This window comes from Neobacillus drentensis (assembly GCF_036962765.1).
Lineage (GTDB): Bacteria > Bacillota > Bacilli > Bacillales > Cytobacillaceae > Neobacillus > Neobacillus drentensis_C.
In genome coordinates this window covers 1-16,248 of the sequence record NZ_JBALOS010000233.1, presented here as the reverse complement: position 1 = coordinate 16,248, position 16,248 = coordinate 1, and the positions used below count along the sequence as shown (strand labels likewise).

General features: G+C 36.7%; 9 protein-coding genes. All 9 read right to left on the bottom strand.

The window, feature by feature from the left end; translation table 11 throughout:
- Positions 1-2,163, bottom strand: a 2,163-nt coding sequence (locus V7137_RS24365) for a family 43 glycosylhydrolase (protein ID WP_335700466.1), incomplete at its 3' end; no start/stop codon positions are given.
- Positions 2,164-2,579: 416 nt separating this feature from the next.
- Positions 2,580-5,954, bottom strand: coding sequence for a PA14 domain-containing protein (locus V7137_RS24360; protein ID WP_335700465.1), 3,375 nt, complete (start codon positions 5,952-5,954; stop codon positions 2,580-2,582).
- A 263-nt stretch (positions 5,955-6,217) separates the two neighbouring features.
- The gene (gene yjfF / locus V7137_RS24355; RefSeq protein WP_335700464.1) at positions 6,218-7,255 is read right to left on the bottom strand and encodes a galactofuranose ABC transporter, permease protein YjfF; all 1,038 of its coding nucleotides are present in this window, start codon (positions 7,253-7,255) and stop codon (positions 6,218-6,220) included.
- Complete coding sequence (locus tag V7137_RS24350; RefSeq protein WP_335700463.1) at positions 7,252-8,259, bottom strand: ABC transporter permease; 1,008 nt, start codon at positions 8,257-8,259, stop codon at positions 7,252-7,254. The genes yjfF and V7137_RS24350 overlap by 4 nt, the downstream gene beginning before the upstream one ends.
- Positions 8,240-9,766, bottom strand: coding sequence for a sugar ABC transporter ATP-binding protein (locus V7137_RS24345; protein ID WP_335700462.1), 1,527 nt, complete (start codon positions 9,764-9,766; stop codon positions 8,240-8,242). Before V7137_RS24345 ends, V7137_RS24350 begins: the two co-directional genes overlap by 20 nt.
- A 174-nt stretch (positions 9,767-9,940) precedes the next feature.
- Positions 9,941-11,830, bottom strand: coding sequence for a substrate-binding domain-containing protein (locus tag V7137_RS24340; protein WP_335700461.1), 1,890 nt, complete (start codon positions 11,828-11,830; stop codon positions 9,941-9,943).
- Entirely contained in the window at positions 11,827-13,017 is a 1,191-nt protein-coding gene (locus tag V7137_RS24335) for a response regulator transcription factor (RefSeq protein WP_335700460.1), read from the bottom strand. The genes V7137_RS24340 and V7137_RS24335 overlap by 4 nt, the downstream gene beginning before the upstream one ends.
- A 40-nt stretch (positions 13,018-13,057) precedes the next feature.
- Positions 13,058-14,818, bottom strand: a complete 1,761-nt coding sequence (locus tag V7137_RS24330; RefSeq protein ID WP_335700459.1) for a sensor histidine kinase — start codon at positions 14,816-14,818, stop codon at positions 13,058-13,060.
- Between the two features lie 175 nt (positions 14,819-14,993).
- Positions 14,994-16,001 carry an ABC transporter substrate-binding protein gene (locus tag V7137_RS24325; protein WP_335700458.1) on the bottom strand — a complete coding sequence of 336 codons (1,008 nt, stop codon included), beginning with the start codon at positions 15,999-16,001 and terminating at the stop codon, positions 14,994-14,996.
- Between the last annotated feature and the right edge of the window lie 247 nt (positions 16,002-16,248).

The following is a 16,248-nucleotide window of genomic DNA, read 5'->3' as shown; positions in this document are numbered from 1 at the left end:
ATACATTGTTAAATGGTCTAAATTTACATTGCCTATGGAACCATTATCAATCCGATAACTGATTACATTTTTACCTGCTTTTAAGCCCAATCGTTCTGAAGCAGTAAACCATTCATCCCAGCTGATTGGAGTTTTATCTGGTGAAATTGTTTTTACATGAACACCATTTACATATACATTGATATTTGCTCTTGCAGGCAATTGTGTCGTAGGATTATTAGTAGATTCTCCATCCACTTGTACACCATAAGCATATCTCACACCTACGATATAATCACCAGCTTCTTCTGCATTTACCACAAAACTTGCTTCAGCACCTGATTTGTTTGGCAAGTTAATATAACCAGTTCCTTGATAATTTGCATGGCTATTGTCTTTTGTAATATCTCCATAGAGAATAGCATCTTCTGCTTGATACATATCACCTTGTCCTAAATCGCCAGAAGGAAATTCTTGCCACTCATTTGAAGAAACTGGTTTACCGAAATTAGGTGTTCCATCTTCATTCCAGCCGAATTTCTTAATATTTACTTGTCGCCACCAGTTACGTCCAGTATCTTGATATACACGCGAATGATAAATCATCCAATCTTCCTTACCGTCTGCTGATTTTACAAATCCTGCTCTTGCAGGACCAGATACATCACTGGTAGCTACAAACACATTATTTGTACGTGTCCAAGAATCCTCGTTTAAGATATCCCCATCTGAATTCGTAAAATAAGATAAACGATAATCATTTGATGCATAGTCACCTTCTGAAACAGTGATAAAAACTTTTCCATCTTTTTGTAATACACGTGGACCTTCACCGCCGCCTCCTGGTAAGAAAGATCGGTTTGCTGTAATCGTATAAGGGTTATCCATTGGAGCGATTGCCGGACCGATTGGTTCTCCGGAGCCTAAGGTACCCCAAACAGCATAAAGTTGTCCATTATAGTCAAATACCGTAAAGTCGTTTGCTTGTTTATATACACCGTTTTCACCAGTATATATGGCACCTTTATCCACATATTCCCCTTGTGGGTCATCTGTGACAGATTCCAAAACCGTTGCCATATGTTTGTAACCATAATCTTTTAAGTCGGCACAGTAATAAATATACCATTTGCCATCAAAGAAGAAGATTTCCGGAGCAAAAATACGAGTTTGTGTTCCTTGTGAATCAAATACCAATACCTTTTCGCCTTGATCAGTCAGGGTACGAGATTTGGATACATAAACTTTATTGTTAGAGTCTAAGTTACTAGAAGATACAAAATAGTAAAATCCGTCTTTATACGTAACAAATGGATCCTGTCCTTGATATAATGGGTTGTTAAATTTGTCAGAAATAGAAGAACTTGTGACTCCCATTTCCTTCATAAAATTGGAACGGGCAATAGATAAGGTCTCAGTCGCCTTAATTAATAATTCTACCTTTTCTCTAGCATTAATCTTTTTGGCATTAATTGTGTCAAGCAATTTCTCCACAGTAATTTTTTTTGCCTTTAATTTGTTTAATACGTTTCCTTTTACTTTGTCTGCAAAGTTTTCTGTTAAATAATCTATCTTTTGAATTTCTGCTGTTAAATCACCTTTTTTAGTTTTAATCATATAATCTGGCGGCAAATATAGTGCTGATTCTGGAACTACTTCTCTTTTCTTGCTTGCACTTTCCCATTCCATACGAAGCCAAGACCCCCCCCAGCCTTGTAAATATTCAACTTTAATATCATAATGTTTTCCTGCTTTCAAAGATACTGGGATACTAACTTGTGGGACTTCCCATGTTTGCTGCCAAAAGTCAATGATCATCTCTCCATTAATCCATAGTCTGAACCCATCATCACCTTCCATATGAAAGGTATAATCTTCTGTATATTCTGGTACTATGGTTCCTGTAAAACGTGCAGTATTATAATCAGGTGTTCCTGATAATTGTTTAAAAATGCTCCCAAAAGAATCACCATTTAAATTTCCAACAACTCTTTCTCCTCGATAATCATTGAAATTAAATACATTAATATCTACTGGATTATTAGGGTTTTGTTCAGATTTATAGAATTCACCCAGTAAACCATGACCATCCATAGTTGGATCTGCAGCATTAACATTCGTGGGAATGTTAATCGTGCCTGCAAAGAGGATGATTGCCAAGAGTATTCCTATTATTCTTTTCATACTTGTTCCTCCTATTCTCTAATTCTCTTATTTATTTCGATTCCGCCAGGACATTCTGCCTCTTTTAATAATTTGCCATAATATTTTAGGACACCTTCTTTATCTTACAAAATACAATAAACAAATTTATTATCACCGGTTGTGCTCCACTATAAGTTACAGAAAAACTTTCCTCTGGAAAAACAGTCTTAGTAGCATTTGAGTTTACCGTTTTTAAAGTTAATCACCATTTCCCTTTGTTATGTGGCTTTCCAAAAGCAATTGCTATTTGTCATTTTTGCTCATAATGTTTCCTCCCTTTCCAATTCCACTATCAAAAAAGACTGTCGACAATACCCATTATTTCGGAGTTGTCGACAGTCTGAGGGAAGTATAGCTAGCATCTTTACTCCCCTCTAAATACCTGTATCCCAGTCTTAGTTTTGAAGACTTTGCAAAGTAAAATAATCAAAACTTGCCTTTACATTTTTACTGCTTCCCGTACTCGTACCGTATAAACCTACCATACTCACATTGATAGTAGATGTGATTGGGTCAGCCGCTTTTTCCCATTTTCCATTTGACCAGAAGAAGGTTGAATAGACATTACCAGTTTTTTTCACTTTTAAATAAACTGTGTCATCGCCTGGATGCGCCGCCATATTTTGTGGTTTACTATACTTCCCAGCCTCTTCCTTAGCTGTTTCGAGCTTCAAACCATTATCCCAAACGTGACCTAAGCGGATATAATTATCTTCGTCCTGCCAAATATACAATCCAGCCTGTTCATGATTATTTCGAACAGCAGCATTCACTTTTGTCGTAATTTCAAAATCTCCAGTTGGAGCATCCTGAAGGAAAACATTCTTAATTGTATTGATCTCCTGATAGCTGTCACCAGCTTGGGTTGTAATTGTTAGACGTCCTGGGTTCTCTGATAAGCTCCAATTGGAAGCATCCTCGCGGAAAACAGACCAACTATTTGACAATGTCGCTGAATCAAATTGATCAACTTTCGCATCCTTATCAATTGGCGCATTGATTTTATCCTTAAAGTCTTTTATTTGTTGCGTTAAATTACCTACTGCAGCAAATAGCTGTTCGGAAGTTGTGTTTTTGCCATGGTAAACTTTATTTGCTTCTTTAATGGAGTTCTTTAAAAATTCCATGGCATCTTTGGAATATTCTCCTGGTCCATCCCCCCTTGGTGAAGCTTTCTGAACATCCTGTGCATCCTGAATTTTTACTTTTAATAGATTTCGTGGGGATGAAAGTTCGATTAAGGATTGATTAGCTTCGCGAACGAGCTTTTCATCTACCTTTGCCATTTTTCTGTCATAAGTTAGCAGCCCATTTAACTCACCTTCTACGTCTGTAGTTTGAGTGTATACTGCCGCACTAAGACCATTCGAATACATAAAGCCTTTTAAGGAATTAATATAGTCAACATACGTATTCGTAACTTCTTCTTTATTTTTCAACATGACATAATTCCAGCCTGTTGTGCCCCACTCATGTCCCGGTGTTGCTAATCCTAGTCCACCATATTCTCCAATAACGGCAATCCTATTCTCTTCTACTTGCGGCGATCTTGGAGCTGTATACGTATGCCAGTCTAATACATCCCCAACTCCAGCATCCGTCCAACCACTTGCATTAGAGACTAGGCGAGTTTGATCAAGACTCTCAACCCATTTTGTCATCCGGACGGTATCATACTGTCCCCAGCCTTCATTAAATACAGTCCACAAGAAAATGGATGGATGGTTATACCTTTCTTGTATCATTTCATTGAATTCGTGTTCATACTGTTTTCGATACTCCACTGCACCATCCATACTCGGCATATCCTGCCATACGATCATCCCCATTTTGTCTGCCCAATAATACCAGCGTTCTGGTTCCACTTTAATATGCTTTCGAATCATATTAAAGCCAAGATTCTTTGTCTTTTCAATATCAAATTTTAATGCGTCATCCGTTGGGGCTGTTAAGCCGCTCTCTGGCCAGTAGCCTTGATCCAAAGGTCCCATTTGGAAAATGAATTCTCCATTTAATAATGGACGGAGTTGACCATTGACCTTACCAAGGGAAATTTCCCGCATGCCGAAATAACTCTTGACTGTATCTACAACCCCAGTGTTATCCATAACATTGACTTGCAAATCATATAAGAACGGATCTTTTGTTGTCCATAAACGTGGCTCAGGTACAGGTAAGGAAAACTTTTCCCCTGCTTTACCAGTAGATTCACTCACTTTCTTGCCGTTTTTATAGACAATTGCCTCGATCGTTTTGTTTTCGAGATTCGTACCTCTTACTGACAGACTAACTTTATTTTCATGGATATCTGCTTCTGTTTTTATTGACTCAATATTTGCTTCAGAAACAGGCTCTAACCATACAGATTGCCAGATCCCAGATGTAGATGTGTACCAGATACCCTCTGGATTAGCGGTTTGTTTTCCTTTTGCCTGCCCGCCTTTTGTCTCGTCATATACCTCTACGATTAATTCATTTTTTCCTTTAACTAAATTGTCGGTTATGTCCAAGCTGAAAGCATCATAACCGCCAATATGGTCGCCAACCTTTTGTCCATTCACATACACAACCGTTTTATAATCAACTGCATCAAAATTTAATTTAACGCGATCACCCTTCCAATCGGATGGAATGGTAAAACTTCTTTTATACCACATATGTGATTCGGGTCTTTCGATCCCGGATAATGCTGATTCCACAGCATATGGGACAAGAATGGATTCGCTTAATTTTTTCCCTGAAGGAACAACCTCACCATTTAAAGCACGTTGAAATTCCCACTTCCCATTTAGGTTCATCCATTTGTCTCTTACGAGTTGCGGTCTTGGATATTCTGATAAAACATTATTTTCATCCACTTTATCAGCCCAAGGTGATTCTATATTGAATTGTGAGAAATTCTCTGCTCTATTAAGAAATGCAGCTACTTCTTCGCCATCGTTCGTAACGATTTTCCCTTCACCGTCATACTTGATTAACACTTGGTTTGCTGTTCGTTCGTAGACAGGTTCGACAGTTTCTATGACCAAAGTTGAGGGGTCATTTTTCTTTAAGGAAAGTTGATTGAATGCCCAGTCACGGCCAAAAACATTGATTTTAAAATGATCGTTAAGCCCGGCCGGCAAAGCAGCTAGGGCCTGATTGAACGTTAACTCAATATGTTTCCCATCTTCTAAAACCTTTGCCTCTTTGATACCTCCGCTTAAATCAGCATTATCTGGAAGGAAAAAGGCACTCCTTGGCACAATTTGTTTTTCTACATTATCACTGGACCAATACAATTTTAAATTGGCCCCTCCAAAATGCTCAAAGTATTCAATTTTTATGTCATATTCTTTACCTGCTTCAAACGAAATAGGTGCACTTTTCTGTTCAATGTCCCATTTATCCTCCCAAAAATCGATAGCTAATTTCCCATCAATCCAGACTCTGAACCCATTATCACCTTTCATGTAAAAGGTGTAATCTTCTGTAGTTTCTGGAACAATTTTTCCAGTCCACCGAGCTGCAACATTATCATTTTGTCCGGTGAACATATCGAATGTTGGGTTTAGTTCTGGAAAATTAATATCGTAATCTACTATGGTTGTTTTCAATTCATTGAAATCAAATTTTCCTTCACCTGAAGAGGTATAATACTCACCTTTAAGACCATGGGCCTTAACATTTTCTGCCGCTTTTACTGAAGATGGGGGTAATGTACTAAGTCCCACTGACTGTGAAAGGACAACTGTTAACGTTGATAAACAGACAAAAAGCTTCTTTTTCATACTTCTTTCTAGCCTCCCTTAAATTAACTTACATTTGAATGAATCGCTTTCAATTTGACACTCATAAAATGATAGAATCTATGTATGTATCTCCTCCTCTTTACTTTATTTTCAATTACCACTTTAACAAGAATTTTGTAAAATTGATTTACAATAAGACGTTTATTTTTGCAATTTTCGAATAATTATTTTTACCTATTTCTCTTCAACTATTGAATAATTTAAAAAAAATAGGATGTGAAGCCATCCTATTTTCCTTTTAATTATATAGTGGCGTGCTGACCTGCCTTTTCTGTCTGAACACTTGGTTCTGTGGAAGAAATGACTTTCTTTTTCCCTCGTTTTATTACAATAAGCCGCTGCAGTAAAATAAAGAGAAAGAGTAAAAAGCCTACCGCAATCTTTGTCCACCAGGAACTTAATGTACCCTGAAACATAATAATGGTTTGAATAATCCCCATGCTTAGGACTCCTAACGTTGGGCCAACTAGATAACCAACACCTCCAGTTAATAGGATCCCTCCGATCACACAGGCTGCAATAGCATCCATCTCCATTCCCATTACGTGAAGCGCATAACCTGACTGCATATAAATGGTAAAAACAAAACCTCCAAGTGCGGAGCTAAAGCCAGATAGTGTATAGACCAAAATCGTTGTTTTTTTCACAGGGAGCCCCATTAGCTTGGCTGAATTAACATTCCCACCAATTGCATAAACATTACGGCCAAACCTTGTGTATTTTGAAATGTATATGGCGATTCCCACAACAATCAGTGAAATAGTCGCACCTAAAGAAATATAGTTTTCTCCCATAATATAAATTTTAAAATCTGAAAGGGCAATAAACGTGTTATCTGTGATCTCAATGCTTTCTGTATTGATCAAATAGCATAACCCTCTAGCAAAGAACATTCCTGCTAGTGTGACAATCCAAGGGTGTAAATGAAACTTATATATGAGGTACCCTTGCCCCGCACCAAAGAGAATTCCGATTACTAGCGTCATGAGAATTACCAAATAAGCATTGACGCCATGCTGTAATAAGGAGGCCGTCACCATACTTATAAAGGCAACAAAAGATGCAACAGAAAGATCAATACCACCAGTAATAATAACAAAGGCCATGCCTGTCGCTACAATTATTAGATACGCATTATCAATAAACAAATTTAGAAACACCTGCATGCTGAAAAATCCTGTAAAGGAAAACGATCCATATCCATATAACAATATAATTAAAAGAAGGGTCGCAACAATAATGATATTGTTTTCATTGATTCGAATACCAGACTGTTTCATGCTTCACTCACCTTCTTCTTCATAGTAGGTTGTTTTACTAGTTTTCTAAATTCCTCTGACTGGAGGAGGCAAACGGAAATCACCACAATTGCTTTTACAACCATAGTAATTTCAGGCCTGATTCCCATTGAATAAATGGTAGTGGACAGTGTCTGAATAAACAATGCACCAATGACGGTTCCCCCAAGGTAGAATCTCCCACCGCGCATGGAGGTCCCGCCAATAACCACCGCTAATATAGCATCTAACTCAATCCAAAGCCCAGCATTATTAGCATCAGCACTACTAACATTTGAACTTACAAGAATGCCAGCAATCGCTGCGCAAATACCCGAAATCATATATACAATCAGAATGATTTTTCTAGGCTGAACTCCTGCAAATTTACTTGAGGCCCTATTAGAACCTATTGATTCCAAAAATAACCCTAGCGCAGTTTTCTTTTTTAAGAATAAGATTATGCCGAGAACGGCTAGACCAATATAGATCGCAAAAGGCAATCCAAACAAGAATCCCTTTCCAACATATCCGTAGGCCTCATTATTAATCGTTAATATTTGTCCACCTGTAATTAATTGAGCAATCCCTCGGCCAATTGTCAATAAAATCAAAGTAGCGATCATTGGTTGGATCTCAAAGTAGGCGATCAAGATGCCATTACATAGTCCACATATTAGTCCGATTACAATGGCAGAAAACAATGCGATTGGAACGGAAGTAGAATCAAGCAATGCGGCCGCTGCAGCTGCGGAAATCGCAAGGACAGAGCCGACAGAAATATCGATTCCTTCTTTTGCAATAACGAGCGTCATACCAATCGCAATAACAAGAAGTGGAATAACGCGATTAAGAATATCAATCAAGCTGCCAAATAGATGTCCATTCTTAACCTCTAGTTGGAAAAATCCCGGGATCAAGAGGAAGTTTATCAGCAAAAGAAAAACTAGCGCAACCAAGGGCCAAAAGATTTTTGTTTGAATAAAACTATTTATGGCTTGCTTCAACGACACCAGCTCCTTCAGCAATCATTTCCATAATATTGGTTACACTCATTTGCTCTCCCTCTAATTCACCAATTTGATAACGGTCTCTTAATACAACCACTCTGTCACAGCATGTAACCATTTCATCCAATTCTGCAGAAATAAACAGGATACTCATCCCTTCTGCAGCGAGATCTAGAATTAAATTTCGAATCTCCGCCTTTGAGCCTACATCGATTCCTCTAGTAGGTTCATCCAAAATTAATAGCTTTGGATTTGTGGCAAGCCATCGGGCAAGAATGACTTTTTGCTGGTTTCCCCCGCTCAAGTTCTCAATCCTCTGTTCCATGCTTGGAGTTTTTATGTTCAACAGTTCAATATATTTTTGGGCAATCACCTTCTGTTCTTTCATTGAGATATAGTTAAAAATTCCCTTTTTCGTTTGCAGTGCCAGCATAATATTTTCTCGTATGGTTAATTCTCCTACAATTCCTTCCACCTTGCGATCTTCCGGACAAAAACCTAGACCCTTTCCCATCGCCAGTTTCGGATTCATCGATTTCATTTTCTCGTTATCAATGACAAGGACACCTTCATCCGAAGAATCAATGCCAAATAGTAATTTGGCTAGTTCCGTTCTCCCTGAACCCAACAGTCCGGCCAATCCTAACACTTCACCCTTTCTTATAGATAGAGTAATAGGATATATGGAGCCTTTTTTCTCCAAACGGTTCGTCCTAAGAAAGTCAATCTTTTCTATTTTTGTTACTTGCTTGCGGGTATTCGATGACTCACCCCACTCTTTTCCAATCATTTTCGACACCAATTCCGTTCTTGTTAATTGGTTCGTTTTATATTCCCCAATCAGTTCACCGTTTCTTAGTACCGTTATTCGATCGGTTATTTCAAAAACTTGATCAAGAAAATGGGAGACAAAGACAATTCCCATTCCCTTGCTTTTCAAGTATCGCATCACTTCAAAAAGCTTCTTAACTTCATTGTTATCCAAACTAGATGTCGGCTCATCTAGTATTAGGACGCCACTTGATATATCAACTGCTCTCGCTATGGCGACCATTTGTTGAATTGCCGTCGAGTAGGAGGATAGAATTTGCTTGACATCAATTTCGATATTTAGTTTCTCTTTAAGTAATATCTCAGCTCTCCGGTACATTTCTTTCCAATCAATTCTTCCATTCTTTTTAGGCTCTCTTCCAATAAAAATATTTTCTGCCACAGATAAATTCTCACAAAGATTGACTTCCTGATATACCGTACTAATTCCTAGCCTTTGTGCTTCCTCTGCTGATCCCGGATTTATCAGTTGGTCTTGTAAATAAATCTGTCCTTCATCTTTTTCATAAACACCAGTTAGTACCTTTATCAAGGTAGATTTGCCGGCACCATTTTCACCCATTAACGAATGAATCTCACCCTTTCGCAAACAAAAATCTACATTTATCAGGGCTTTTACGCCTGGAAAGGTTTTTGAAATTTTCTTTACCTTCAGCAAATACTCTTCATTCATAATTAACACCTACCTAATTCGTAATATTCTTTTCGATAAGAAGTTAGTAACAGTATAAAAAATTCCATTTTATAAGTATTTAAAAAAAAAAAGTATTTTTTGTAAATTTCCATTTTATTTCATAAAAATAAACTCTTGGATAATCTTCCAAGAGTTTATTGATAACTTTCAAATTTAATAGGACCTTCGGTAAGATTCTTTTTTGGCCTGTTTTTGGTCAAATGTTTCTTCTGCTGTAATGATCTTTTGAGGAATTTCTATTCCATTTTCTAAGTCTTTTATTGCTTTCATTAACTGGGGACCAAGTAGTGGATTACATTCAACAGTAAAATTCATCTTGCCTAAGCTGAGAGAGTTAAAGGCCTTTTTGGTACCATCAATTGAAATAATTTTTATGTCAACCCCAGGATTCAAACCATAATCTTCTATCGCTTGAATAGCACCTAATGCCATATCATCATTATGTGCGTAGACAACGTTTATTTTTTTACCATAGGTTTCTAACGCTTCAATCATCCTTTTTTTACCTTTATCAAATGTAAAATCTCCGGAATAGGATTTTAAAAGCTGAAATTTTGGATCCTGCTGTATAATCTCATTAAATCCTAGTTTACGATCGACTGCTGGAGCAGAATTTACAGTCCCTTCGATTTCAATAATATTAAGAGGTGCCTTAGCTGACTCTGAATCTGAAGCCAGCCATTTCCCTGCTCTTCTTCCTTCCTCGACAAAGTCTGAGCCAATAAAAGATGTCCAAAGTGACTGATCATCCACATTTATTTCACGATCAGAAAGAATGATCGGTATGCCTGCGTTTTTTGCTTCCTTCAACACTTGGTCCCAGCCTTCTTCTGTCTTAGGTGAAAAGGCAATCACATCTACATCTTGTTTAATAAAATCGCGGATGATGTCAATTTGTTTTTTTTGATTATTGTCAGCATTCTTAAGAATTAACTTAACTCCTGCTTCCTTTGCCGCTGAAATAATGGAATCGGTATTCGCTGACCTCCATTCACTCTCTGAACCTACCTGTGCGAAACCGAGTTTTATTCCACTGTGCTTGTTCGTAATGTTTGGAATAGATTCGCTGTCTACATCTTTTAAATAGGAATCCACATTACTAATATTGACTTCGTGGTCTCGTAATATAATCTTCTTAGGAAGGCCAGGAACCTTATGTAAAATATCGATGGCATACTGTGCTGCCGTTGTTCCGCCAGTTGGAGTTATATACGTTGTGTCAATTAGACCTTTTTGGACTAGTTGAAGACCACCGTTCTCTTCATTTAGTCCATCACTGCCAATAATTCTTATACCTTCAAGCATTAATTGTTTAATAGCGTTATATGCTCCTAATGCCATCGCGTCATTATGAGCATATATCAAATTGGGCTTTACTCCTGATTTGAGCAAACCTTTCAGTTCGTCTTCCGCATTATCTTTTAACCAATTGCCATTAATCGATTGGATTCTTGTATGGCTGGATTCCTTCCGTATTGTTTCATGAAAGCCTCTACTACGTTCCTCTGCTTGAAGTGAATCCTTATTGCCTGCGATCTCGATAATTTGACCTTGTGCATTACCTAATAATCTAATGGCCTCTTTTGCAGCCATTTTCCCGTTTAATTGATTATCAGAACCAATATAAAGGGTATAGTCATACCCCTTAACTCCTCTTCCTAAGACAATTACAGGAATTTTTTTATACACTTCTGAAATCACGGGGGTTAGTGTAATTGCATTGTCGACTGATACGATTAAAAGGTCTACCCCATATCTCATAAGTGTATTTATATCTTGAATCTGCTGCTCATTATCTTGTGCTGCATCTGTGAAGATTACTCTTGTATCATCATGGCGAGCGATTTCATTTTTAATTTCCTTATTCATTTGTATTTGCCAAGATCCGTTTAAGTTAGGTTGAGAAACACCAATCAGAAATTCTACCTGACCTGGTGAATTTGCTGTTCGGCTTTTAGTAAACTCACCAAAGCCTCCAAAAAAAATCAGACCAAGCGCCGTTCCGAGGATCGTAAGTTTAATTAAAACCTTCCTTAGTCTCACTTCCTGTTTCCACTCCTATAGGAACTAGGTGAAATTCCCACTGCTTTTTTAAATGCATTACAAAAGTAGTGCTGAGTGCTATATCCTACCTTTTCCGAAATCTCGTAAACTTTTAAATACGGGTCATTCATAAGCAAAAGAGATTTTTCAATTCTAACTTTAGTTAAATATTGAATAAAAGATGCACCTAATTCATTTTTAAACTGTTTGCTTAAATAGGATGGGCTAACTTGAACACTGCTTGCCACTTCGTTTAAGGTTATTAATGGATCATAATATCGTTGGTCAATATAATTCTTTGCCAAAACAACGATCGGTGACACATTGGTATAAGAGTTTAATTGATTAATCAACTTTTGATAAATAATAGGTATTTCTCTTGTCATAAGAGCTATATTCTCGGAATAAACAATGGTTTTACCAAGGAATGTTTCTGCTTTTTCCTTAATAAGTTGGTTGATGACTGATATATCCTCTGCTCGGTCAACAGGTAATAGAATGACTACATGCCCTTGTTTATCTTCAAAAAATTCAGCAGTTGGAATATCATATAAAAGATATTTGATAATATTCCCTAGTGAAAACGCTAACAAATTTTCGTTCCAAAATTCTTCAGCTATATGTAAATCGATATTTAAAAGTTTTATTACAGACACACCTATAGGCCCATCAAGCTTAATATTAAATAAATGACATTCATCTTTAAGATCTTCCTTCGGTATTACCCCCCCTATCCATTTTTGAAGAAAATCTATTTTTAATAATTCTCGATTTCCCTCAAATTGCTTATCCCGATTTTGCAGATGGTTTCTACTTTTTAATTCCTCAGATGCTCTTTCAATCACATTCTCCAATTCCTTCACATTCACCGGTTTTAATAAATAGTCAAAAACTCCCAAGCGGACTGCTTGCTGGGCATAAGAAAACTCGTCATGTCCAGTAATTAAAATAAAAAGAGAATCAGGTAAAATTTTTTCCAATTGTCTTATTAAATCTAATCCGTTTAGAAATGGCATACAAATATCAAGAAATAATATATCAGGCCTTAGTTCCTTGGCCATTTCTAAAGCAAGTTCCCCATCTTCCGCTTCTCCGACCACCTGAATAGAGAACTTCTCCCAGTCAACTGCAGCCTTTAATCCCCTTCTAATAATCACTTCATCATCTGCAATTAAAAGTTTCAACATTGAATATCCCTCCAAATGAGATAATACTAGAATAATCAGGTTATGTTTCGATGGGAAGATTTATTTTTACCATCGTCCATTCTGTATAATTGCTTTCAATCGTTAATCCAAAATCCGATCCATAAACCAGCTTAATACGATCATTCACATTAAAAAGTCCGTATCCATGTTGTTTATGCTCTATGCTATTCTTGTTATGTAAAACCTCATTTAACTCGTTTACTTTCTCTTCTGGCATCCCCATACCAGTATCTTTTACAATTAAAATCAGACGATTGGATTCTTGTGTTACGTGAATCAAAATTTTCCCTTTACCCCTTTTATTCCGAATTCCATGATAAATGGCATTCTCCACTAAAGGTTGTAAAAGAAGTTTGACTATTTGGTAATTTTTCACTTTCTCATCTACGTTAATTTCATATTCAAGTTTTGATTCATACCTTGTCATTTGGATAATTAAATAACTTTCAACATGCTTTATTTCATCCCTTATAGTGATAAACTCATTTCCCTTATTTAACCCGATTCTAAATAATGTGGTAAGAGCATTGACGATTTCTACAATTCGATTTGCCTTATATTCATATGCCATCCATTGAATTGTATCTAGAGTGTTATAAAGGAAATGAGGTTTTATTTGAGCCTGTAATATTTTTAATTCCGCCTCCCGTTTGTTTTTTTGTTCGGTATAAACGACTTGAATGAGTCTGCTAATTTCATGAATCATTTTGTTGTAGCTTTTGCCAAGTTGACCAATTTCATCATTGTACTTGGGGTGAAAAGGTTTATCGAATCTTCCTTCTTCCACGTTTTTCATCAATGCTTTTAGTTTATTAACAGGGTTTATAATCGAACTAGTAAAAAACCAGGAAGCGATTGAAGCAAAAAGTAAAGTTATGACACCAATAATATAGGTATAAAATTGTACTCTGGAGACCACTTCAGTTGTTTCATCCAAGGAGAATACACCAACAACCTTCCATTGGATTGACGGGTATGTGTTGTAGATAATTTGAAACTTATTATGATTGATGACCTTCTCAATAGTATGGGTGTTTCTTTCGGTAAGCCATTCCGGGTTGATTCGGTAAATAATAGAATTTACAGGGGAATATACAACATTTCCATCTTTATCTAAAATAAATATGAAACCACTTTTCCCTAATCTAATTGATTGCAGAACATTCTTAATAAAATCGAGTTTTAAATCTATTAAAATAACACCATTAACTTCATTTGTTAAAGGGTCTTTAATTGCTTTTACGACGGATAACAAATTATTCACCTGATAATTTGCTGTTTCTTTGATGTTCCTTCCAACAGGATTACTGATTAATTGAAGCTTATCTGGAGAATTTATCGCCTGTTTATACCAATACTCTTTTATTAGTGAGTCCCTTGAAATGGGTAAAGTCTCATTACTAGCGAACTGACCACGCTGATTAACTATGAGGAGCCCTGCCATTTCACCATGGCGCTCCTTATAGACACCTAGTCTTTGATTCACTTTTTCCAGCAGTTCAGAAGAAGGAACTTCTTCATTCATAAATTGCTGAATATCAGCTTCCATTGATAAGTAATGGATGATATCATCGTTTTCATTAAGGTCCTTTTCAATCTGATTCCATACCTGCTCCATCATTTGGACCGTATAGGAGTTTGCTTCTTGTTGAAGAGATTTTTTATAGATGCTGCTGCCTAGCAGGGTCAATGTCAGGACACAAAGGATAATAATAACAAAAAAGTAAAATAAGAGTTTAAAGCTAATGCTTTTATTATTAAAATAAGAAAAAAGCTTCATATCAATTTTTATCTCCCGCATAGTATAAATCTATTATTATTTTAAATTTCCAAGAAAAACAAGGGACTATTAGTCCGAATATTGGGAAATAACTTTTCACATAGTAAAATCGGAATTGCTTAACAAGCAATTCCGATAATGATGCGTTCATTTCATGAGAAGTGAAAATTCTCTATTAATACTTTCTTGAAGGTAATGCCTCTTCAGCAGCTTCTTTTCCAACAAATACAGATTCTTCAGTTTTAATCCATCTAGGAATTTCTTTCCCTGCTTTCAAATCCTTTACTGCTTGTGCAAGCTGTGGCCCTAGTAATGGGTTACATTCGACAATAATATTTGTTTTCCCTTGAACGGCTGCTTCAAACGCATCTTTCACACCATCAATGGAAACAACCTTAATGTCTTCACCTGGTTTTAAGCCATACTCCTCAATTGCCTGAATGGCACCGATTGCCATATCATCATTATGAGCATAGACAACATCGATATTCTTTCCGTCAGACTTTAAAAACGCTTCCATAACTTCTTTTCCTTTAACCCTCGTAAAGTCGCCTGATTGAGACTTGATAATCTTGAAGTTCGGATTATCCTTTAAACCATTAGCAAAGCCTGTTTTACGATCGTTAGCCGCACTGGCACCCACTGTACCTTGAAGTTCAACAATATTCGCTCCTTTATCTGCACCGATTAAGTTAATCAACTCTTTTGCGGCATTTTCCCCTTCAAGAATAAAATCCGACCCAATAAAGCTTGTATACAAGGATTCGTCCTTCACCTTTATGCCACGATCCAGTAGAATGACTGGAATCTTCGCATCCCTTGCTTTTTTCAAGATACTTTCCCAACCTGTTTCTACAACTGGAGCTAATGCAATCACATCTACTTTTTGTGCAATAAAGTTTCTAATCGCCTTAATTTGATTTTCTTGTTTTTGCTGTGCATCCGAAAACTTTAATTCGAAATCAGGACTGTTTCCAAGTGTTTCTTTAATAGACTTTGTTTCTGCCGTTCTCCAGCCGCTCTCTGCCCCAATCTGGGAAAAACCTACTACAATCTTGCCACCTTTGTTCCCGCCACTTGCTTTTTCGGTTTTTCCATTTGTATTACTGTTACAACCAGCAAGTATAGATATGGCCATTAAAAAGACTAGCAAACTAATTGATACTTTTTTCAACTTAAACATACCTTCATTCCTCCTTTTTGAGCTATCTTAAAAGTACAAAATAGTGGGACAAAAGTATTTACAAAAAAGCAGCACTTATTTGTAAATTTTTAAACTTTCACACAAATGTAGTGATCGTATCCAAAGTACACGACAAAAAACCTATTTAGGCTAATTCGTTTTAGTTCCTTCTCATTTTATAGAGTTGCAAAGAACCCAGTAATAATTAGCTGGGTTCTTTGATACATATTCTTTGTCTGACTGATTT

Excerpts from the sequence above, each read along its gene's own strand:
- V7137_RS24360 (WP_335700465.1), bottom strand. The coding sequence starts at position 5,954 with ATGAAAAAGAAGCTTTTTGTCTGTTTATCAACGTTAACAGTTGTCCTT.
- yjfF (WP_335700464.1), bottom strand. The coding sequence starts at position 7,255 with ATGAAACAGTCTGGTATTCGAATCAATGAAAACAATATCATTATTGTT.
- V7137_RS24345 (WP_335700462.1), bottom strand. The coding sequence starts at position 9,766 with ATGAATGAAGAGTATTTGCTGAAGGTAAAGAAAATTTCAAAAACCTTT.
- V7137_RS24335 (WP_335700460.1), bottom strand. The coding sequence starts at position 13,017 with ATGTTGAAACTTTTAATTGCAGATGATGAAGTGATTATTAGAAGGGGA.
- V7137_RS24330 (WP_335700459.1), bottom strand. The coding sequence starts at position 14,818 with ATGAAGCTTTTTTCTTATTTTAATAATAAAAGCATTAGCTTTAAACTC.
- V7137_RS24325 (WP_335700458.1), bottom strand. The coding sequence starts at position 16,001 with ATGTTTAAGTTGAAAAAAGTATCAATTAGTTTGCTAGTCTTTTTAATG.